15 protein-coding genes are annotated in these 15,895 nt (G+C 31.1%); 13 read left to right on the top strand and 2 right to left on the bottom strand.

Features of this window, described 5'->3' with window-relative positions; genetic code table 11:
• The first annotated feature begins 214 nt into the window (after nt 1-214).
• From LFT63_RS10395 to LFT63_RS10370, 6 genes are all read left to right on the top strand, one after another.
• The gene (locus LFT63_RS10395; protein WP_340769070.1) at nt 215-1,141 is read left to right on the top strand and encodes a CobW family GTP-binding protein; all 927 of its coding nucleotides are present in this window, start codon (nt 215-217) and stop codon (nt 1,139-1,141) included.
• 63 nt (nt 1,142-1,204) lie between these two features.
• Nucleotides 1,205-2,113 (top strand): aldo/keto reductase, encoded by a 909-nt coding sequence (locus LFT63_RS10390; RefSeq protein WP_108000060.1) that lies wholly within the window; start codon nt 1,205-1,207, stop codon nt 2,111-2,113.
• 27 nt (nt 2,114-2,140) lie between these two features.
• Nucleotides 2,141-2,449, top strand: a complete 309-nt coding sequence (locus LFT63_RS10385; RefSeq protein WP_017638397.1) for a hypothetical protein — start codon at nt 2,141-2,143, stop codon at nt 2,447-2,449.
• 101 nt (nt 2,450-2,550) lie between these two features.
• Nucleotides 2,551-3,498, top strand: coding sequence for a malate dehydrogenase (gene mdh / locus LFT63_RS10380; RefSeq protein WP_340769066.1), 948 nt, complete (start codon nt 2,551-2,553; stop codon nt 3,496-3,498).
• A 181-nt stretch (nt 3,499-3,679) separates the two neighbouring features.
• Nucleotides 3,680-5,236 (top strand): SLC13 family permease, encoded by a 1,557-nt coding sequence (locus LFT63_RS10375; protein ID WP_017638395.1) that lies wholly within the window; start codon nt 3,680-3,682, stop codon nt 5,234-5,236.
• Nucleotides 5,237-5,458: 222 nt separating this feature from the next.
• Nucleotides 5,459-6,832, top strand: coding sequence for a cryptochrome/photolyase family protein (locus LFT63_RS10370; protein ID WP_340769064.1), 1,374 nt, complete (start codon nt 5,459-5,461; stop codon nt 6,830-6,832).
• A 71-nt stretch (nt 6,833-6,903) separates the two neighbouring features.
• On the opposite strand, the gene LFT63_RS10365 is transcribed toward LFT63_RS10370, so the two are convergent.
• Nucleotides 6,904-7,182, bottom strand: a complete 279-nt coding sequence (locus tag LFT63_RS10365) for a hypothetical protein (protein WP_340769063.1) — start codon at nt 7,180-7,182, stop codon at nt 6,904-6,906.
• Nucleotides 7,179-7,796 (bottom strand): DUF1361 domain-containing protein, encoded by a 618-nt coding sequence (locus LFT63_RS10360; protein WP_029056448.1) that lies wholly within the window; start codon nt 7,794-7,796, stop codon nt 7,179-7,181. Before LFT63_RS10360 ends, LFT63_RS10365 begins: the two co-directional genes overlap by 4 nt.
• 325 nt (nt 7,797-8,121) lie before the next feature.
• On the opposite strand from LFT63_RS10360, the gene norA reads away from it, so the two are divergent.
• The 7 genes from norA to nagA all read left to right on the top strand — a co-directional run bounded on the left by norA (nt 8,122) and on the right by nagA (nt 15,861).
• A complete protein-coding gene (norA, locus tag LFT63_RS10355) occupies nt 8,122-9,282 on the top strand; it encodes a multidrug efflux MFS transporter NorA (protein ID WP_340769061.1) in 1,161 nt (386 codons plus the stop codon).
• Nucleotides 9,283-9,639: 357 nt separating this feature from the next.
• The gene (locus LFT63_RS10350) at nt 9,640-10,125 is read left to right on the top strand and encodes a hypothetical protein (RefSeq protein WP_340769224.1); all 486 of its coding nucleotides are present in this window, start codon (nt 9,640-9,642) and stop codon (nt 10,123-10,125) included.
• 107 nt (nt 10,126-10,232) lie between these two features.
• Nucleotides 10,233-10,715, top strand: a complete 483-nt coding sequence (ybaK, locus tag LFT63_RS10345; protein ID WP_154827540.1) for a Cys-tRNA(Pro) deacylase — start codon at nt 10,233-10,235, stop codon at nt 10,713-10,715.
• Between the two features lie 185 nt (nt 10,716-10,900).
• Complete coding sequence (locus LFT63_RS10340) at nt 10,901-11,659, top strand: DeoR/GlpR family DNA-binding transcription regulator (RefSeq protein ID WP_046466438.1); 759 nt, start codon at nt 10,901-10,903, stop codon at nt 11,657-11,659.
• Nucleotides 11,656-12,576: a 1-phosphofructokinase gene (gene pfkB, locus LFT63_RS10335; protein ID WP_017637341.1), complete on the top strand. Its 921-nt coding sequence runs from the start codon at nt 11,656-11,658 to the stop codon at nt 12,574-12,576. Before LFT63_RS10340 ends, pfkB begins: the two co-directional genes overlap by 4 nt.
• Before the next feature lie 5 nt (nt 12,577-12,581).
• The gene (locus LFT63_RS10330; protein WP_340769057.1) at nt 12,582-14,546 is read left to right on the top strand and encodes a PTS fructose transporter subunit IIABC; all 1,965 of its coding nucleotides are present in this window, start codon (nt 12,582-12,584) and stop codon (nt 14,544-14,546) included.
• Nucleotides 14,547-14,685: 139 nt separating this feature from the next.
• On the top strand, nt 14,686-15,861 hold the full coding sequence (gene nagA, locus LFT63_RS10325; protein WP_029056454.1) for an N-acetylglucosamine-6-phosphate deacetylase: 1,176 nt from the start codon (nt 14,686-14,688) through the stop codon (nt 15,859-15,861).
• Nucleotides 15,862-15,895: the final 34 nt, after the last annotated feature.

The following is a 15,895-nucleotide window of genomic DNA, read 5'->3' as shown; positions in this document are numbered from 1 at the left end:
CTCCAGACATTCTATCCGTTTTTCTCTCTATTCGGATTGGAATCCGTCTATGTTGTGCGGAATATAATTCACAACACACTGTGATTCAATGTCATGCTAAAATTAAAGTATGTTTAAAGTTTAGAAGATATCTATCGTTAAATCAAGCAAAAAGATAATTAAATATTTATGTTATCATTTTTAAAAATACTTGTAATAGAAAAGGAATTTTACAATGAAAAATAATAAATCTAGAAAAATATCAATTTCTATCATAAGCGGTTTTTTAGGTAGTGGTAAAACTACGTTACTGACACATTATATTAGTGAATTATTAAAAATTGATGAGAAAATTAAAGTGATTATGAATGAATTTGGCTCATTTGATGTAGATAGTCAAAATTTAGATTCAAATATAGAAGTACGATCAATCATTAATGGTTGTGTGTGTTGTGACTTAAAAACTGATTTAATTAACCAAATTCAATCTTTAATTCAAAAAGATGATTGTAATCATATTATTATAGAAGCAACAGGAGTCGCTAATCCTATCGAAATCTTTGCTGCATGTCAAGATCCAACCATAGTTGATAATATAGACATGCCACAAATTATAAGTGTAGTGGATGTTGAAAGATTTTTAAATAGGAATGATTACACTAGTTCCACACAAACGTTAATGGAAGAGCAACTTGAAATGAGTGATTTATTAGTCATTAACAAAATGGATTGCGTTGATTCTGAAGAAATAAATAAAATAGAGAACGAAATAAATAAAATTAATCCGAGTGCACCGCATATTTTGACTACTTATGGAAAGTTTGACATCAGTCAACTTCGAAACCAAACAGATAAAACAACAAAACTTCATCAACATCACCATCATCACGGTATTATTAGTATGAAATATACGTTTACTAGTCCTATTGACCGTCAATTATTTTACCAATTTATTATGCAATTATCGAAAAATGTATTGAGATTAAAAGGTTATTTAAAATTTAGAGACAATCCTAATGAAACAATTGAGTTTCAATATTCATATGGTTTGCCAGACTTTGGGGCTATAGCTAAAGAAATGCCATTAACGATAGTGATTATAGGGGAACATATAGATGTAAATCGACTCAGAAATAAATTGGATATGTTACAATTTACTTAATTTAAATTTCAACTGTTCCTAACTGAAGTGAATACATTATAAAAAATAAGGGTCGTGATTATAATGGAAAGAACACAAATTAACCAATATGTTCATTTTTCAAAAATTGTGCAAGGATTTTGGCGGGCTAATGAATGGCAACTATCAGATCAAGCATTAAATCGTTTTATTAATCAACTTGTAGAACGTGGTATTACAACTATGGATCATGCAGATATTTATGGCGATTATCAAAATGAAACGCTTTTTGGTAAGGCATTAAAATTATCACCACAATTGCGTGAACAAATACAAATTGTTTCAAAATGCGGTATTGTTTTACCATCTGAAACTCAAACATTTACAGATGGACACCGATATGATCATAGCCACCAACACATTATTAAGTCAGTAAATCATTCATTAGAACGATTAAATGTAGATTATTTAGATAGTTTATTGATTCATAGACCGTCACCATTAATGAATCCCGATGAAATTACAGATGCTCTAAAAGAATTGGTTAATGAAGGTAAAATTAAATCATTTGGAGTTTCTAACTTTAATGAAACGCAATATGATTTATTAAAACAAAGTCTTAATCATGATAAGTTGCACATTAGTATCAATCAACTTAAATTATCACCATATCAAACAGATATACTACATAATGGTGTAATGGATAAAATGTATCAAAATCAAGTTAAAGTAATGGCTTGGAGTCCTTTTGCGGGAGGTAAGCTGTTTGATACTTCTGACGATAAAAGTAGACGCCTCATGTCAGTCATTGAACCTTTAGCAAATAAATATCAAGTGAACGTTTCTGCTATTATGATAGCTTGGTTAATTAAACATCCTAATGAGGTGATGCCAATATTAGGAACACGATCTATTGAAAAAATTGATGCAGCTACTGCTGGATTAAATGTTGAATTAACTGATCAAGAGTGGTTTGATATATACACTGCGGCATTAGGTCGAGATATTTTATAATTAAATGTTAGGAAGGGTTTATAAAGAATGAATAATGAAGATAAACGACAGAAACAACTTAAATTTGAACGTAATTTAATTATGATTCCTTATTTAATATTTGCAGTCATTGTACTATTATGCAATATTTTTTATCCCGAGATATTAGTGACAATGACGTTATTCGGATTGTTATTTGCGTATAATTTAGGACTACTTTTTATTGCATTTATACGTCACTTTAAACGTACACTCATATTAACGCTTGTGTTAACTATATTAAGCGGAGCAGCATTCTTTACGCTGTTATATGTTTTTGGTATAAATCATGAAATTTTTGGTCAAATTAAAAAATAAATTACACATACAACTAAAAAACTCTGATATTTCAATGTTATAATAATATTGAAATATCAGAGTTTTATTTTTTAATATTTAATGATTGGGGAGTGTGCAGGATGAATAAACGAAATAAGGTTTCGATTATTGGTGCAGGGCAAACTGGCTCTACATTGGCTTTTATTTTGGCTCAAAATGAAAGCGCTGACATAGTTGTTGTTGATAGACCACAGTCTGAAAATGTGGTTAAAGGTAAAGCGTTAGATATACTAGAAAGTGCTCCAATATTTAATTTTAATGTAGATATTAAAGGAACTGCTGATTATTCTGAAATACAAGATTCAGATGTTGTAGTCATAACTGCAGGAATTGCTAGAAAACCAGGAATGAATAGAGATGATTTAATACAAACTAATGAAGATATAGTTCACCTTAGTGCACAACAAATAGCTAAATATTCACCGAATGCCATTATCATAGTATTAACTAATCCTGTAGATGCTATGACATACTCTGCATTAGTTGCATCTGGATTTTCTAAAAATAAAGTATTAGGACAATCCGGTGTATTAGATAGTGCGCGTTATCAAACATTCATTGCCAAAGAACTTGATGTGTCTGTTGAAGACGTACAAGGCTTAGTATTAGGTGGACATGGCGATACAATGGTGCCATTAATCAATTCTACTCAAGTCAATGGCATTCCAATAGCTGAATTATTAGAACAAAATATAATAGAACAGATTGTTGATAGAACACGCAAAGGCGGTGCTGAAATAGTTCAATTGTTAGGAAATGGTTCAGCTTATTATGCTCCAGCTGCAGCGGTTTATGAAATGGTTGAAACAATATTGAAAGATAAGCATCGTATATTAGCAGCAATTACGTATGCTCAAGGTAAATATGGATATGACGATATTTGTTTAGGATTACCTGTGAAATTAGGAAGAAATGGTGTGGAAAATATCGTTGAATTGAATTTAAGTGATTCTGAACGTGAACAATTGGATAAATCAGCATTATCAGTGGAAAAAGTTAAAGAAACACTTAAATACAAAGTAAAATAATTCATTTCCAATTAAATTTAACATAGATTAAAACATTTAGTTGAGTGTAGTTTAGTTAGTTGTATAATATTTATTTTGAAAATTGAGTATTGTGTGTCTTTTGTAATTGGTTATATTTGATAAAGCGTTTTCTTGATATAATTTATAGTAACAAGATAATGATAATAAGGAGTAGGTGCACATGTCTAAAGCAAAACAATCCTCCCAGAATGTTCATAACCAACCAGGTAAGAAAGAGAAAAAAGGCTATAAGCCTATATGGATAATTGTAAGCTTTGTTATATTAATTGCCATTATACTTTTACCTACACCAGCTGGGTTGCCCATTATGGCTAAAATGGCTTTAGCCATTTTAGCATTTGCAGTAATTATGTGGGTGACAGAAGCGGTGTCTTACCCTGTTTCAGCGACGTTAATTTTAGGTTTAATCATACTGTTACTTGGGTTTAGTCCAGTTCAAAACTTATCAGAACAATTAGGTAATCCCAAAAATGGTGATGCTATTATAAAAGGTAGTGAGATGTTAGGGACTAATAATGCTTTAACACAAGCGTTTAGTGGTTTCTCTACATCTGCAGTAGCCTTAGTTGCAGCAGCATTATTTTTAGCAGCTGCTATGCAAGAAACGAACTTACACAAACGTTTAGCATTATTAGTATTATCTATTGTTGGAAATAAAACAAAGAACATTGTTATTGGTGCTATTCTTGTTTCCATAGTACTAGCATTTTTTGTTCCTTCTGCAACTGCAAGAGCAGGAGCTGTAGTACCTATATTATTAGGTATGATCGCAGCATTTAAAGTATCAAAAGAAAGTAAACTTGCTTCACTTTTAATTATTACATCTGTTCAAGCTGTTTCGATTTGGAATATAGGTATTAAAACAGCTGCAGCACAAAATATTGTTGCAATTAATTTTATTAACCAAAATTTAGGCCATGACGTTTCATGGGGCGAATGGTTCTTATATGCTGCACCATGGTCAATACTAATGTCTATTGCCCTTTATTTTATTATGATAAAAGTCATGCCGCCAGAACGAGAATCTATTGAGGGTGGGAAAGCGCTAATTAAAGAAGAATTAAATCAATTAGGTCCTGTTAAACCTCGTGAATGGCGTTTAATTATTATTTCAGTTTTACTATTACTATTTTGGTCAACTGAAAAGGTATTACATCCTATTGATTCTGCTTCAATTACATTAATAGCATTAGGTATTATGTTGATGCCTAAAGTTGGTGTAATTACTTGGAAAGGCGTAGAAAAGAAAATACCTTGGGGCACAATTATTGTATTTGGTGTTGGTATTTCATTAGGTAATGTATTGTTAAAAACAGGTGCCGCACAATGGTTAAGTGACCAAACATTCGGATTGATGGGACTTAAAGGATTACCTATTATTGCGACAATAGCACTCATTACATTATTTAATATTTTAATACACTTAGGATTTGCGAGTGCTACTAGTTTATCTTCTGCATTGATTCCTGTCTTTATTTCACTAACATCTACGTTACATTTAGGAGATCAATCTATTGGATTTGTATTAATACAACAATTTGTTATTAGTTTTGGATTCTTATTACCAGTAAGTGCGCCTCAAAACATGCTTGCATACGGAACTGACACATTTACTGTTAAAGATTTCTTGAAATCAGGTATTCCATTAACTATTGTTGGATACATTCTTGTTATTATTTTCAGTTTAACTTACTGGAAATGGTTAGGTTTAGTATAAAAATATAGCTATAGGTTTTGTTTTATTTCTTGGGAAATATCAGAGCTATGATTTATAAGAGCTTGAGAGCAACTATTGTTCTCAAGCTTATTTTAATATTTGGATTTTTATTTACTTCATTATTATTGATTGCAGCATATATTTATTATTTTTAAATGTATTAATTAAACTCATAGTAGGGTATTAAACAAACTATAAAAAATAATAGGTGGTAACAATAGAATGAAAATAGGTGTTGTATTAAATCGAGTTTTTAGAATAAATCATAATCCATTATTAGCGTATGTTTATCAGCGTTTAGATGATATTGAATCATGTGTGTTTATCATTCCTGTAGAGCAATTTGGAGATCATTCACAATTAAAAGAGACATTTTATAAAGGAACGTTAAAGAAATTTGTAAATGAATTACATAACAATCATATTTCAGTAAATATGATTGATTACGATCAATTAATTGAATTTTGTGAGTCACAAGAGTTGGATAAGGTTGTTATGGCTAGTGATATTATGAGTTATCATAAAGAAGAATATGACTATCCTCATCAAAAACAACATTTCAATAAAGCTTCAATTGAAGTCCAACCCATAAGAGTACAACATTATTTTAATCCGAAGAAAACATTTAATAATCAAGGCGAACCATATAAAGTGTTTACAAGTTTTTATAAAAAATGGCGCCCATACGTCATTCAAAGAAAAATAGATCAATACAAATTAAAAGATATAGCCAATAAAACATCATCGTCTGAAAAGAAATTGAAACTAGATGTTGAAGATAGAGGATTAGCAGAAAAAGACGTTCAGCAACAATGGCAAAGTTTTTTAGAACATGATATTCAAAATTATGAATCAAATAGAGAATATCTTCCTGAGGTGTTGACCAGTCAACTTAGCATTGCTTTGGCATATGGTCTTATTGATATTATTCAAGTATTTAATGATTTACTACAAGGTTATGACATGGATGAATCAAATTATGAAGCTTTTATAAGAGAGTTAATTTTTAGAGAGTTTTATTATGTATTAATGACGCAATATCCAGAAACTGCAAATGTAGCATTTAAAGAAAAATACCAACACATTGATTGGGTAAATAATGAACATCAATTTACAAAATGGAAAAATGGAGAAACAGGTTTTCCAATTATTGATGCTGCAATGGAAGAACTCAATCAAACTGGTTATATGCATAATAGAATGAGAATGGTAACCTCTCAATTTTTAACTAAAGATTTATTAATAGATTGGACATGGGGAGAAGCATATTTTAAAGATAAACTGATTGATTATGATAGTGCGTCTAATGTTCATGGATGGCAATGGTCTGCATCAACTGGTACAGATGCCGTGCCATATTTCAGAATGTTTAATCCGATGAGACAGAGTGAACGTTTTGATTCTAAAGCATTATATATAAAAAGATGGTTACCCGTTTTTAATGATGTCGATGCAAAGTTATTGCATGATACCAAGAAAAATCAAAAGAAATTGAAGCAGCAAGGGATTGAATTAGGTCAAGATTACCCTAAACAAATGGTCAATCATAACGATAGCCGCGATCGAGTAATGTCATTATTCAAGTCATTGTCATAAAAAAAGTTGTTAATAGTAGTATTTTGAAGTGCAATATTCAAAATGTCATTACTATTAACAACCATGAGATTTTATTTAAGCCAAAATAAGCAAACGTACACTGCTACATATTCGAAAAACGTTAAAATATACATATATTTTAACCGTAATTTAACGCCTAATGGAACATTCCAATTAGGAAAACGTCGTTCATAATAAAAAACTTGTAAAATAAACAATCCTATTCCGAGAGGTAAAAACATTAAAATAATATTTTTAGCATAGCTAAACCCAATATCGTGAATAAAATGTCCGATAATGAGCTGCATAATTACAATAATTGCCAATAAGATAAGTAAGTTAAAAATCATTTTTGTAGTCGAACTCCTTTTACAAATAAAATGATTGCTGATTGCATGATGACCATTAATAATACAAATATAAATGTTTTAAGATTAAACACACTTATAACTTCGTAAAAGATTTTAAGGGGTTCATTGATTAAATAAACAGTATGAATTCTTAAAAAACGACCCATGTAAATACCTAAACCGTTTAAAAACATAAGAATAATAACTAATGCTCGGTTCAACCAAATATGTGTTGTAAAATGTAAGATTTCCATGAAAATCAATATCATAACATACATTGCTAAAAAGACACCTAGCATTAAATAAGTAAAGAAAATCCATTCTTTTAAGTTTAATCCAATTAAGAAGTTGAATTGAAATTGGTTTAAATGAATTAAATCAGTAATCATGTAAAAGGTATTTGGAACAAGTAATAAAAAGATCATTCCAAATATGACAAATAATGGCCATTCAAATTTCTTCATAGGTTTAAATAGCTTTAATAATAAACACAATTCAAATGGAATATATGCTAAAAATAAATTTAAAGTCATAAAGTTGAATATTTTTGTTTCGAACAAGGATATAGTAAATAGAATGATAAAATAGATTCTTGCTATATATCGAGGTTGCATGATAAACACTACTTTCATAACATCGTTTTTGAAATTTGATTTAATATTTTTTTCTTTTAAAGCGTAAAAAATATTTGAGTTTTAATAATATCGCTATGAGTAACAGTAATCAACTAAAAGAGTATGAAAGTTAAATATTTATTATAGTAAAATAAGATTGGAATTAAATGATTACATTATTAAAACGCCTTACTGTTAATTTTTTTGAAAATGTATTACAATGAACGGACTTTTAAAACAAATCTTTCATGTATAATAAGAATTTATTTAAACGAATCATGTCATATTAAGTAAGTTATGCATTGTTAGAGAGGGGGACACCATTATGAGAAAACAATTATTTACACTCTACTTTAATATATTTCTAATATTCTTAGGAATTGGACTGGTTATTCCAGTACTACCTGTTTATCTTAAAGATTTAGGGTTAAAAGGTAGCGATTTAGGTATACTAGTTGCTGTGTTTGCTTTAGCGCAAATGATTATTTCACCTTTTGGTGGTGGATTAGCAGACAAATTAGGAAAAAAATTAATTATATGTATAGGTCTAGTCTTATTTTCAATTTCTGAATTTATGTTTGCGATGGGTCATTCATTTTCAATCCTAATTATTTCACGTGTTTTAGGTGGACTAAGTGCAGGTATGGTTATGCCGGGTGTTACCGGTCTTATTGCCGATATTTCACCATCGCAAGATAAAGCAAAAAACTTTGGTTATATGTCTGCGATTATTAATTCTGGTTTTATCTTAGGACCTGGATTTGGGGGATTTTTAGCAGAGATTTCACATAGATTACCTTTCTACTTTGCAGGTGGTCTAGGTATTATCGCATTTATTATGTCATTGATTGTTATTCACAATCCGAAAAAAGTCACAACTGCTGGTTTCCCACAATATGATCCAGAATTATTAACTAAAACTAATTGGAAAGTTTTCTTAACACCAGTAATTCTAACGTTAGTGCTTGCATTCGGATTATCAGCATTTGAAACACTATTTTCACTTTATACATCAGACAAAATAGGTTACACACCAAAAGATATTTCAATTGCAATCACAGGTGGCGGTATCTTTGGCGCACTATTCCAAGTTTTCTTCTTTGATAAATTCATGAAGTATACTAGTGAGTTAAACTTTATAGCTTGGTCATTATTATATTCAGCAATCGTTCTAGTTATGCTTATTGTTGCACAAGGTTATTGGACTATAATGCTAATTAGTTTCATTGTTTTTATAGGATTTGACATGATTAGACCGGCTATTACAAATTATTTTTCAAATATAGCAGGTAATCGTCAAGGATTTGCAGGCGGACTCAATTCAACATTTACAAGTATGGGGAATTTTATGGGACCATTAGTAGCTGGTGCCTTATTTGATGTGAACATAGAATTTCCTTTATATATGGCAATAGCTGTATCATTAAGTGGTATTGTCATTATATTTATTGAAAAAGTAGTTAGAAAAAATATCACTCAAAAGTAAATTTTAAAATGATAGCTGTTCATTGTACTTTTTAATGTACGTGAACAGCTTTTTTGATAAATTGGTATTTTTGAAAACATAGCACCTTTTTAAAATAGTAAAACTTTTTAAATTTTTGATATAGTATTCGAACAATTAGAAACTAAAGAAATAAATTTTGATGTAAAAAATAGATTAAAATAAAGAATTAAATCGAGTTATTTCGTTTTTTAATGATTTTATGTAACAAAAATAACAACTTTAGTAATAATACTGTTACAAATATTACAATCTATTTAAATTGTGACCTACATAACTGAAATTGAATATGACTATGTTAAGATAGACAAAAATCAATTAAGAAATGTGGGTAAGGGGATGAATTTGAAAAACTTATTATTGAGTATATTTGCAGTTATTTTGACTATTTGTTTAATTGGTTTAATATTTTTAGCAACGAATCAAAACGCATTAGCTAAAGTACATCAAACCATTTGTACATTTTCAAAAGCAAATAAACTTTCTGTTATAGAGAAAACAACTCAAATAACTGACTTTAAAACAGCCAAAGCTTCTGAAAAAAATGACAATAATAATAATAACGATGTAAAACATCAAAAGACTACATATGTAAAAAAAGACAATCATAGATTATCAGAAACTGACTTTACGCCAAGAGAACGCAAAGTTATTGCAATTAATTATGCAAATAAACATTTAGATGAACAATACGATTTAAAACAAGTTAATCAACAACAACAAGATTCAAAGTATTTATATGTGAATCAACAGAAAAATCAACAAACAAATATCTCAGTGAATGGTAATGGGCAAGTAGGGGCAAATCATTCAGACATACAATAGCACGTACTTTTTTTAAAAGAGTATGTGTTATTTTTTGCGTTTACAATATATAACGTATTAGTGGTAAAATGAAATGCGATTAGTAAAGTAATATTAGAGGTGACATAATGAGTAAAACGAAAAAAACGAATGCAATGCGAATGTTAGATAGAGCGAAAGTTAACTATAAAACTAATATATTTGAAGTGACTGCAGAACACCAAACAGGTGAACAAATAGCCAAACTTGTTAATGCTAAAGTAGAAGAAGTATATAAAACACTTGTATTAGAAAATGCCAACCATAATCATTTTGTATTTGTCATACCAGTAAATGAAACGTTAGACATGAAACAAGCTGCCCACGTTGTAAACGAGAAAAAGTTAAATTTGATGCCTTTAGATCAATTGAAGCAAGTTACTGGATATATTCGAGGTGGTTGTTCACCTATAGGAATGAAACATTTATTTCCTACTGTTATAGATCAATCTATACGACAACTCGATAAAGTATACGTAAGTGGTGGACAAAGAGGTATGCAAATGATTATAGGGGTGGAAGACTTAATTTCTATGACAAATGCAAACGTAGAGCCAATCATCCAAAATTAATAAAAACAAATATAAAATGATAATAATGACACAGAAATATGTTGTAATAAGTTGAATTTTGACGATTACATATATTTCTGTGTTATTTTTGTCACAAAATGATTGTTTTTGATTGATTTTGACAATTTATGATTGAAATTTGTAAGCGTACTCATTATAATGATAAGTGAAATGGGGTGGTTACTTTGATATCTGAGAAACGACACAACTTAATTTTACAAGAATTAAAGAATAAAGATTTTCTTACACTCCAAGAATTAATGGATAGAACAGGTTGTAGTTCTTCTACTATTAGAAGAGATTTATCAAAGTTACAACAAGAAGGGAAATTACAACGTATCCACGGTGGTGCGACGATTGGTCATAATCGAATAGTAGAACCAAGATTAAAAGAAAAATTAACGCAAAACTCACAAGAGAAAAAAGAAATTGCTAGACAAGCTGCGCAACAAATTAGTGATAATGACTGTATATTTTTAGATGCAGGTTCAACAACGTTAGAAATGATACCTTACATAGATGCAAAAGAAATCATCGTTGTAACAAATGGTTTAACACACGTTGAACAGTTACTTAAAAAAGGCTTTAAAACCTTAATGTTGGGTGGTCAAGTTAAGGCGAATACTTTTGCTACTGTTGGATCTAGCGCTTTAGAAACATTGAGACGTTATTGCTTTGATAAGTCTTTCATCGGAATGAATGGTATAGATGAGAAATATGGATTAACGACACCTGATGAACAAGAAGCATTAATAAAAGAAACTGCGATGCGACTTTCTAATGAAAGCTTTGTTGTTGTAGATGAAACTAAGTTCAATCAAGTTTATTTTGCTAGGGTTCCAGCACGTGACAATACTCAAATCATTACGTCTAAACGTGGCATTGAAAACCATGTCAATGATGATTTTAGAGAGCAATATCGATTTTTAGGAGGAATTTTATGATATATACAGTTACATTCAATCCATCGATAGACTATGTCATGTTTGTAGATGACTTCCAAATAGATGGATTAAATAGAGCTAAAGATACAAATAAATTTGCAGGTGGCAAAGGTATTAATGTATCTAGAGTATTAAAGACTTTAGATGTTGATTCTACTGCATTAGGTTTTGCAGGTGGATTTCCAGGTGACTTTATCGCTCAGACACTAAAAGATAGTGATATCCAAACTGATTTCGTTCAAGTAGATGAAGATACACGCATTAACGTTAAGTTAAAAACTGGCAAAGAAACAGAAATAAATGCACAAGGACCTAACGTAACAGATGCTCAATTTCAATCACTATTAGATCAAATTAAGAAAACAAACAAAGAAGATATTGTTATCGTAGCAGGAAGTGTACCGAAAAGTATTCCAAGTGACGCCTACGCACAAATTGCGAAAATCACTCAACAAACTGGTGCTCAATTAGTAGTAGATGCAGAAAAAGAATTAGTTGAAACGGTTTTAGAATATAATCCATTATTTATAAAACCGAATAAAGACGAACTTGAAGTTATGTTTAATACTTCAATTAAAAATGACGAGGACGTCATTAAATACGGTAAACAAATTTTAGATAAAGGTGCACAGTCAGTAATTGTTTCACTAGGCGGGGACGGCGCAATTTATGTAGATAGCGAACGTAGTATTAAAGCAGTTAACCCTCAAGGGAAAGTAGTTAATACTGTTGGTTCAGGTGATAGTACTGTTGCTGGGATGGTAGCAGGTTTGGCTACGGGATTATCAATAGAAGATGCATTTAAACAAGCCGTTGCTTCAGGAACAGCTACAGCATTTGACGCAGATTTAGCTACAAAAGATGCAATAGAAAATATAAAATCACAAGTTACGATTTCTGTACTTGATGGGGAGTGAATAATATGAGAATAACAGAATTATTGACAAAAGAAACGATAGCAATGGATTTATCTTCATCAGATAAAAATGGTGTTATTGATGAGTTAGTGAATCAACTAGATAAAGCTGGCAAATTAAGTGATGTACCATCATTTAAAGAAGCCATTCATAATCGTGAATCTCAAAGTACAACAGGAATTGGTGAAGGGATTGCCATTCCACATGCGAAAGTTGCAGCGGTTAAATCGCCAGCAATCGCATTTGGTAAATCTAAGGAAGGCGTGGATTATCAAAGTTTAGATATGCAACCTGCGCACCTATTCTTTATGATTGCCGCTCCTGAAGGTGGGGCACAAACGCATTTAGATGCTTTGGCTAAATTGTCTGGTATTTTAATGGATGAAAACGTACGTGAAAAATTAATCAATGCCTCTTCACCAGAAGAAGTATTACAAATTATCGATAATGCTGATGATGAAGCTACAAAAGAAGAAGAAGCAGAAGCACAACAAAATGAAGCTGAAGCGGCTGCAGCAGTTGATGGTTCAACAGAAGATAATGAACCATATGTACTTGCAGTAACAGCTTGTCCAACAGGTATCGCTCATACTTATATGGCTCGTGACGCATTGAAAAAACAAGCTGAGAAAATGGGCATAAAAATTAAAGTTGAAACGAATGGTTCTAGTGGTATTAAAAACCATTTAACTGAAAAAGATATTGAAAAAGCTTCTGGTGTTATTGTAGCAGCAGACGTACATGTTGAAACTGACCGTTTCGATGGTAAAAATGTAGTAGAAGTACCAGTAGCAGATGGTATTAAACGTCCAGAAGAATTAATTAACACAGCATTAGATACTAGTCGTAAACCATTTGTTGCCCGCGGAGATAGATCATCAAGTAACAAAGATGATAATGAAGAAAAATTAAGTCCAGGAAAAGCGTTTTATAAACACTTAATGAATGGTGTTTCTAACATGCTACCATTAGTTATTGCTGGTGGTATCATCATGGCTATCGTGTTTATTATTGGACCTAACTCATTTGATCCAAAGAGCGCTGAACACAATGCTTTTGCAGAACAACTATGGAATATTGGTAAAAACAGTGCCTTTGCTTTAATTATTCCAGTATTAGCAGGTTTCATTGCTCGTAGTATTGCAGATAAGCCAGGATTTGCAGCTGGTTTAGTCGGTGGTATGTTAGCTATTTCAGGTGATTCAGGCTTTATTGGCGGTATTATTGCAGGTTTCTTAGCAGGTTACTTAACACAAGGTATTAAATATATTACACGTAATTTACCTCAAGCATTAGAAGGTTTAAAACCAACGTTAATTTATCCATTACTATCTGTACTTGTAACTGGATTGCTAATGATTTATGTATTTAATCCACCAGCTTCATGGTTGAACAATTTATTATTAAACGGATTAAATGGTCTTTCAGGTTCAAACATTATGTTACTTGGTTTAGTTATTGGTGCAATGATGGCCATCGATATGGGTGGACCTTTCAATAAAGCAGCATATGTATTCGCAACTGCTGCACTTACTGAAGGAAATGCAGCACCGATTACAGCAGCTATGATAGGTGGTATGATTCCACCATTAGCAATTGCAACTGCTATGCTATTATTTAGAAAGAAATTTACTAAAGAACAAAGAGGTTCAATTGTTCCTAACTATGTAATGGGCGCATCATTCATTACTGAAGGCGCTATACCATTTGCAGCAGCTGACCCAATTCGAGTTATTCCATCTATGATGATTGGTTCAGGCATAAGTGGTGCTATAGCATTAGCTTTAGGTTCAAGAATTAATGCCCCACATGGTGGTATCTTTGTTATTGCAACAACTGATTTCAGTCATATTTTACAAACATTATTAGCTATTGTGATTGGTACAATCATTTCTGCTCTAATCTACGGTTTCTTAAAACCAAAATTAACTGAAAATGAAATTGAAGCTTCAAAAGCTATGGATGAATAATAGATTCAAGCCCTTGTCGTTAATTCGACAAGGGTATTTTATTTTTAATAACTTTATTGAACTGTATGATATGAATAAATTTAAAGGTTATAGTAAAATAACAATCGTATTAAATGAATTAGAAAAGAAGGTATTAGTAGTGGAAGAATATATCATTGTGAATGGGCAAATATATACTGAAAGCCAAAAAATTGAACAAGGTTATATACATATTAAAGATGGAAAAATATTAGAAATTGGTTCGAATTTTAATATAGAGAGATTAAATGAACTTAAAGGAAAATACCTAACAATAGACGCTAAAGGACATCATGTTATTCCAGGATTTATCGATATACACATTCATGGTGGATATGGTGAAGATGCTATGGATGCGTCACAAGAGGGCTTGAAACATCTAGCCGAACAGTTATTATCAGAAGGAACGACGTCATTTTTAGCGACAACGATGACACAATCAGATGAAAGTATTAAACAAGCACTACAAAATATATCTAATTATCATCAAATTCAAGACGTACAACAAGCCGCTGAAATCGTAGGCATACATCTTGAAGGACCATTTATATCTGAACATAAAGTTGGCGCTCAGCATCCCAAATATGTTCAAAGACCAACGGCTGATAAAATAAACCAGTTTCAACAAACTGCAAATCAATTAATTAAAATTATAACCTTTGCACCAGAAGTTGAAGGTGCAATAGACACTTTAAAATCGCTCAATAATGACATTATATTTTCAATGGGACATACTGTGGCGACCTTTGAAGAAGCAAACAATGCTGTTGATTATGGTGCTAAACACATTACACATTTATATAATGCTGCAACTGGTTTTGGTCATAGAGATCCAGGTGTTTTTGGTGCAGCTTGGTTAAATCAAAATTTAAATACTGAAATTATTGTAGATGGTATTCATTCCCATCCTGCTGCAGTAGCATTGGCATATAAAAATAAAGGTAATGAACATTTATATCTCATTACAGATGCTATGAGAGCAAAAGGTATGCCAGAAGGTGAATACGATTTAGGTGGTCAAAACGTCATTGTACGCAATAGTGAAGCACGACTAGATACAGGTGCACTTGCAGGTAGTATTTTAAAAATGAATGATGGTTTACGTAACATAATGTCATACACTGGCGCTTCAATCAAAGATTTATGGCGAGTAACAAGTTGGAACCAAGCAAAAGCATTAGGAATAGATCGAACAAAAGGTAGTATTAAAGAAGGAAAAGATGCAGATATAGTTATCGTTGACGATAATATCAATGTAAAGACAACAATTAAAAATGGACAGCCACATACATTTTAGTCATAATGAATAACTTGACTAAAAGGGGATATTA

This window comes from Staphylococcus sp. FSL H8-0121 (genome assembly GCF_038008425.1).
Classification (GTDB): Bacteria; Bacillota; Bacilli; order Staphylococcales; family Staphylococcaceae; genus Staphylococcus; species Staphylococcus pasteuri.
This window is presented reverse-complemented; position numbering and strand designations above follow the sequence as displayed.

Excerpts from the sequence above, each read along its gene's own strand:
- ybaK (WP_154827540.1), top strand. The coding sequence starts at position 10,233 with ATGAGTAAAACGAAAAAAACGAATGCAATGCGAATGTTAGATAGAGCG.
- LFT63_RS10350 (WP_340769224.1), top strand. The coding sequence starts at position 9,640 with ATGAATTTGAAAAACTTATTATTGAGTATATTTGCAGTTATTTTGACT.
- LFT63_RS10360 (WP_029056448.1), bottom strand. The coding sequence starts at position 7,796 with ATGCAACCTCGATATATAGCAAGAATCTATTTTATCATTCTATTTACT.
- LFT63_RS10365 (WP_340769063.1), bottom strand. The coding sequence starts at position 7,182 with ATGATTTTTAACTTACTTATCTTATTGGCAATTATTGTAATTATGCAG.
- LFT63_RS10330 (WP_340769057.1), top strand. The coding sequence starts at position 12,582 with ATGAGAATAACAGAATTATTGACAAAAGAAACGATAGCAATGGATTTA.
- LFT63_RS10385 (WP_017638397.1), top strand. The coding sequence starts at position 2,141 with ATGAATAATGAAGATAAACGACAGAAACAACTTAAATTTGAACGTAAT.
- LFT63_RS10390 (WP_108000060.1), top strand. The coding sequence starts at position 1,205 with ATGGAAAGAACACAAATTAACCAATATGTTCATTTTTCAAAAATTGTG.
- norA (WP_340769061.1), top strand. The coding sequence starts at position 8,122 with ATGAGAAAACAATTATTTACACTCTACTTTAATATATTTCTAATATTC.
- pfkB (WP_017637341.1), top strand. The coding sequence starts at position 11,656 with ATGATATATACAGTTACATTCAATCCATCGATAGACTATGTCATGTTT.
- LFT63_RS10395 (WP_340769070.1), top strand. The coding sequence starts at position 215 with ATGAAAAATAATAAATCTAGAAAAATATCAATTTCTATCATAAGCGGT.
- LFT63_RS10370 (WP_340769064.1), top strand. The coding sequence starts at position 5,459 with ATGAAAATAGGTGTTGTATTAAATCGAGTTTTTAGAATAAATCATAAT.
- mdh (WP_340769066.1), top strand. The coding sequence starts at position 2,551 with ATGAATAAACGAAATAAGGTTTCGATTATTGGTGCAGGGCAAACTGGC.
- LFT63_RS10375 (WP_017638395.1), top strand. The coding sequence starts at position 3,680 with ATGTCTAAAGCAAAACAATCCTCCCAGAATGTTCATAACCAACCAGGT.